This window comes from Microbispora sp. CSR-4, from assembly GCF_008033685.1.
GTDB lineage: Bacteria > Actinomycetota > Actinomycetes > Streptosporangiales > Streptosporangiaceae > Microbispora.
The window spans coordinates 1-4,617 of the sequence record NZ_VJVX01000130.1 but is presented as its reverse complement, the minus strand read 5'-3'; the positions used below and the strand labels follow the sequence as shown (position 1 = coordinate 4,617).

3 protein-coding genes are annotated in these 4,617 nt (G+C 72.8%); all 3 read left to right on the top strand.

Annotated elements, in window-relative coordinates; genetic code table 11:
• Window positions 1–552: biotin/lipoyl-containing protein (locus FLV34_RS38740; RefSeq protein WP_147945537.1), on the top strand; the 552-nt coding region annotated here is incomplete at its 5' end.
• The gene (locus tag FLV34_RS38735) at window positions 549–2,303 is read left to right on the top strand and encodes a methylmalonyl-CoA mutase family protein (RefSeq protein WP_147945536.1); all 1,755 of its coding nucleotides are present in this window, start codon (window positions 549–551) and stop codon (window positions 2,301–2,303) included. The genes FLV34_RS38740 and FLV34_RS38735, both read left to right, overlap by 4 nt.
• Window positions 2,300–4,456, top strand: coding sequence for a methylmalonyl-CoA mutase (scpA, locus tag FLV34_RS38730; protein WP_147945535.1), 2,157 nt, complete (start codon window positions 2,300–2,302; stop codon window positions 4,454–4,456). Before FLV34_RS38735 ends, scpA begins: the two co-directional genes overlap by 4 nt.
• Window positions 4,457–4,617: the final 161 nt, after the last annotated feature.

Here is a 4,617-nt window from a genome sequence, read left to right as displayed (position 1 = left end):
CGCCGGGCCCTGGCCGAGTTCGAGATCGGCGGAATGCCGACCGTGGTGCCGTTCCACCGGGCCGTGGTGAACGACCCCGCCTTCACCGGCGAGCCGTTCACGGTGCACACCCGGTGGATCGAGACCGAGTTCGACAACACGATCACGCCGTACGAGGGTGCCGTGGAGGCGGCCGAGCACTCCGAGCGCGAGCGGATCACGGTCGAGGTCGGTGGCAAGCGCCTGGAGGTCGTCCTGCCCGCAGGGCTTGGGGCGGCCGGCCGACCCGAGCCGAAGAAGGCGGCGCCTCGCCGGGCGGGTTCGGGCGGGGCGAAGAAGGCGGCGGCGAGCGGGGACGCGGTCGTCAGCCCGATGCAGGGCACGATCGTGAAGGTCGTCGTCACCGACGGCGACGCCGTCGAGCCCGGCGACACGATCGTCGTACTGGAAGCCATGAAGATGGAGCAGCCGCTCACCGCCCACAAGGCCGGCACCGTGGTCGGGATGTCCGCGCAGGTGGGAGCCACGGTCGCCGCCGACGCGGTCGTCTGCGAGATCAAGGACCCGGCATGAGCGCCGCGTTCCCCCCGGCCACCCGGGAGCAGTGGCGCGAGCTGGCGCGGGAGGTCCTGCGCCGCTCTGGCACGGACACCGACTCCCCGGAGCAGGTGCTGGCGAGCACGACCTACGACGGGATCACCATCGCCTCACTGCACGACAACACCGACCTGCCGGAGACGTCCGGCCTGCCCGGGCTCCCGCCGTACGCGCCGGGGGGCCGCGAACTCGGCGGCCCGTGGGAGGTCCGGCAGCGGCACGAGGTGGCCGACCCCGAGGCGGTGATCGCCGACCTGGAGAACGGCGTCGGCTCGCTCTGGGTGGCCGTCGCCCCGGAGGAGCTGCCTCTGGTCCTCGACGGGGTGCGCCTCGACTGGATCTCGATCACGCTGGACGCGGGCGCCCGGACCGAGGCGGCGGCGGACGCGCTGCTGTCGCTGGCCGCCCGGCGCGGCGTCCCGGCCACGGCGCTGCGGGGCTGCCTCGGGTCCGACCCGCTGAGCCGCCCGGGCTCGGTGGCGCCCGGCCTCGCCGAGACGGCCGCGCTCGCGCGGCGCTGCGCCGAGGAACTGCCCGGCGTGCGCGCCGTGGTCGCCGACGCCACGCCGTACCACGAGGCGGGGGGCAGTGACGCGGAGGAGCTCGGCTGCTCGATCGCGACCGGCCTGGCCTACCTGCGGACGCTCACCGCACACGGGCTCGGCCTGCGGGAGGCCTTCGGCCAGCTCGAGTTCCGGTACGCCGCGACCGCCGACCAGTTCGCCACCCTCGCGAAGCTGCGGGCGGCCCGGGTGCTGTGGGCGCGGATCGCGGAGGTCTGCGGCGCCCCGACCGGCCAGTTCCAGCACGCGGTGACCTCGGCGGCGATGATGACCCGGCGCGACCCGTGGACGAACATGCTGCGCACCACGCTGGCGTGCTTCGCCGCCGGCGTGGGCGGGGCGGACGCGGTGACCGTGCGGCCGTTCGACGACGCGCTCGGCCTGCCCGACGGCTTCTCCCGCCGGATCGCCCGCAACACCTCCGCCCTGCTGATCGAGGAGGGCCAGGTGGCCAGGGTGACCGACCCGGCGGCCGGGTCCTGGTACGTCGAGCGCCTCACCGCCGACCTCGCGGAGAAGGCCTGGCAGTGGTTCCAGGAGATCGAGGAGGCGGGCGGGATGGCCGAGGCGCTCGCCTCGGGACTCGTGCGTCGGAGGATCGCCCAGACCAGGGAGAGCAGGTCGCGTGACATCGCGCGCAGGAAGACACCGATCGTCGGCGTCAGCCAGTTCCCGGACCTGTCGGAGGCCCCGCCCGCACTGGCCCACGCGCCCCTGCCGCCGGAGGGGGCCCTGCCGAGAGTCCGCCATGCCCAGGAGTTCGAGGACCTGCGCGACCGGGCCGAGGCGCTGCCCGTACGGCCGAAGGTGTTCCTCGCCGCCGTCGGGCCGGCGGGGGAGCACGCGGCGCGGGTGTCGTTCGCGGCGGGACTGTTCCAGGCCGGAGGCGTCGAGACGGTCACGTCGAGCCCGGCCGCCGACCCGGAGGCGATCGCGAAGGAGTTCGCCGTCAGCGGCGCGGCCGTGGCCTGCGTGTGCTCCAGCGACACCTTGTACGCCGAGCACACCTCCGCCGTCGCGCGGGCGCTGCGTGCGGCCGGCGCGGTCCGGGTCTGGCTGGCGGGCAGGGGCCGCTACGACGGCGTGGACGCGAATCTGTACGCGGGATGCGACGTGCTCGAGGTGCTGCGCACGACCCTCGCAGATGTGGAGGTGGACGAATGATCCCGGACTTCCGAGGGGTGCCGCTGACCGGGGCCGCGCGCCCGGACACGCCGCCCGAGATCGGGGACGGCGGGTGGGAGAGCCCGGAGGGCATCCCCATCGCGCCGCGCTACACCTCCGCCGACCTGGAGGCGCTGGCGGCGGCCGGCGAGTACGACCCGCGCACCTATCCCGGCATCGCGCCGTACGTGCGCGGGCCGTACCCGACGATGTACGTGACGCGGCCGTGGACGATCCGGCAGTACGCCGGGTTCTCCACGGCCGAGGAGTCCAACGCGTTCTACCGGCGCAATCTGGCGGCCGGGCAGAAGGGTCTGTCGGTCGCGTTCGACCTCGCGACCCATCGCGGCTACGACTCCGATCACCCCCGCGTCGCCGGAGACGTCGGCATGGCCGGCGTGGCGATCGACTCGATCCTCGACATGCGCGTCCTGTTCGACGGCATCCCGCTCGACCGCATGTCGGTGTCGATGACGATGAACGGCGCGGTGCTGCCGATCCTGGCGCTCTACATCGTCGCGGCGGAGGAGCAGGGGGTGAAGCCGGAGCAGCTCAGCGGGACCATTCAGAACGACATCCTCAAGGAGTTCATGGTCCGCAACACCTATATCTATCCGCCGGGCCCGTCGATGCGGATCATCTCCGACATCTTCGCCTACACCTCGGCGCACATGCCGCGCTTCAACTCCATCTCCATCTCCGGCTACCACCTCCAGGAGGCCGGGGCGACCTGCGATCTGGAGCTGGCGTACACGCTGGCCGACGGGGTGGAGTATCTGCGGGCCGGGACCGCCGCCGGGCTCGACATCGACGCGTTCGCGCCCCGGCTGTCGTTCTTCTGGTGCATCGGCATGAACTTCTTCATGGAGGTGGCCAAGCTCCGCGCCGCCCGGCTGCTGTGGGCGGGCCTGGTGAAGGAGTTCGGTGCCCAAGACCCAAGGTCGCTGGCGCTGCGCACCCACAGCCAGACCTCCGGATGGTCGCTGACCGCGCAGGACGTGTTCAACAACGTGGTGCGCACCTGCCTGGAGGCGATGGCGGCCACACAGGGGCACACCCAGTCGCTGCACACCAACGCCCTGGACGAGGCGCTGGCCCTGCCGACCGACTTCTCGGCGCGGATCGCCCGCAACACCCAGCTCGTGCTCCAGCACGAGTCGGGCACCACGAGGGTCATCGACCCCTGGGGCGGCTCCTACTACGTCGAGACCCTCACCCGGCAGCTCGTCCGCAAGGCGCGGCAGCACATCGCCGAGGTGGAACAGGCCGGCGGCATGGCCAAAGCCATCGAGGCCGGGCTGCCCAAGATGCGCATCGAGGAGGCCGCCGCCCGCACACAGGCCCGCATCGACTCCGGCGTCCAGCCGGTGATCGGCGTGAACAAGTACCGCACCGATGCCGAGCCGGAGGTGGAGGTGCTCAAGGTCGACAACACCGCCGTACGCGCCCGGCAGATCGAGCGGCTGCGCAGACTGCGGGCCGAACGCGACCCCGAGGCCGTAAGCGCCGCGCTGGACGCGCTCACCCGGGGGGCGGCCTCGGACGGCAACCTGCTCGCCCTCGCGGTGGACGCGGCCCGGGCGCACGCCACCGTAGGGGAGATCTCCGACGCGCTGGAGAAGGTGTTCGGGCGGCACCAGGCGTACGTGCGGACCATCTCCGGGGTGTACCGGCAGGAGATGGGCGGCGGCGCCGACGCCGTCCGGGCGGCCTGCGACCGCTTCGCCGAGGCCGAGGGACGGCGTCCCCGGATTCTCGTGGCGAAGATGGGCCAGGACGGCCACGACCGCGGGCAGAAGGTGATCGCGAGCGGCTTCGCCGACCTCGGCTTCGACGTGGACGTCGGCCCGCTGTTCCAGACCCCCGCCGAGGTGGCCCGGCAGGCCGTCGAGGCCGACGTGCACATCGTCGGGGTCTCCTCGCAGGCCGCCGGGCACCTCACGCTGGTGCCCGCCCTGCGCGAGGAACTGGCCGCCGCAGGCGGCGACGACATCATGATCGTGGTGGGTGGCGTCATCCCGCCCGGCGACGTTCCAACGCTGCTGGACGCCGGAGTCGCCGCCGTCTTCCTCCCCGGCACCGTCGTCACCGACGCCGCCCTCGATCTGCTGCGCGAGCTGTCGGCCGGGCTGGGCCACGACCTCGGGGTCTGACACCCCGGATGGCCGGACGCGGTGCGGAAGTCACGTCTCAACGCCTGATGAAGTGGAGAAAGTCGTGCTCTGGGTAGCGATTGCAGGCCTCATCGCGACCGCCGTGGCGGTCGGGCTGGCGGGCCGTCGCGTGCTGTTCCTCTATCGGCTTGCCACCAGCG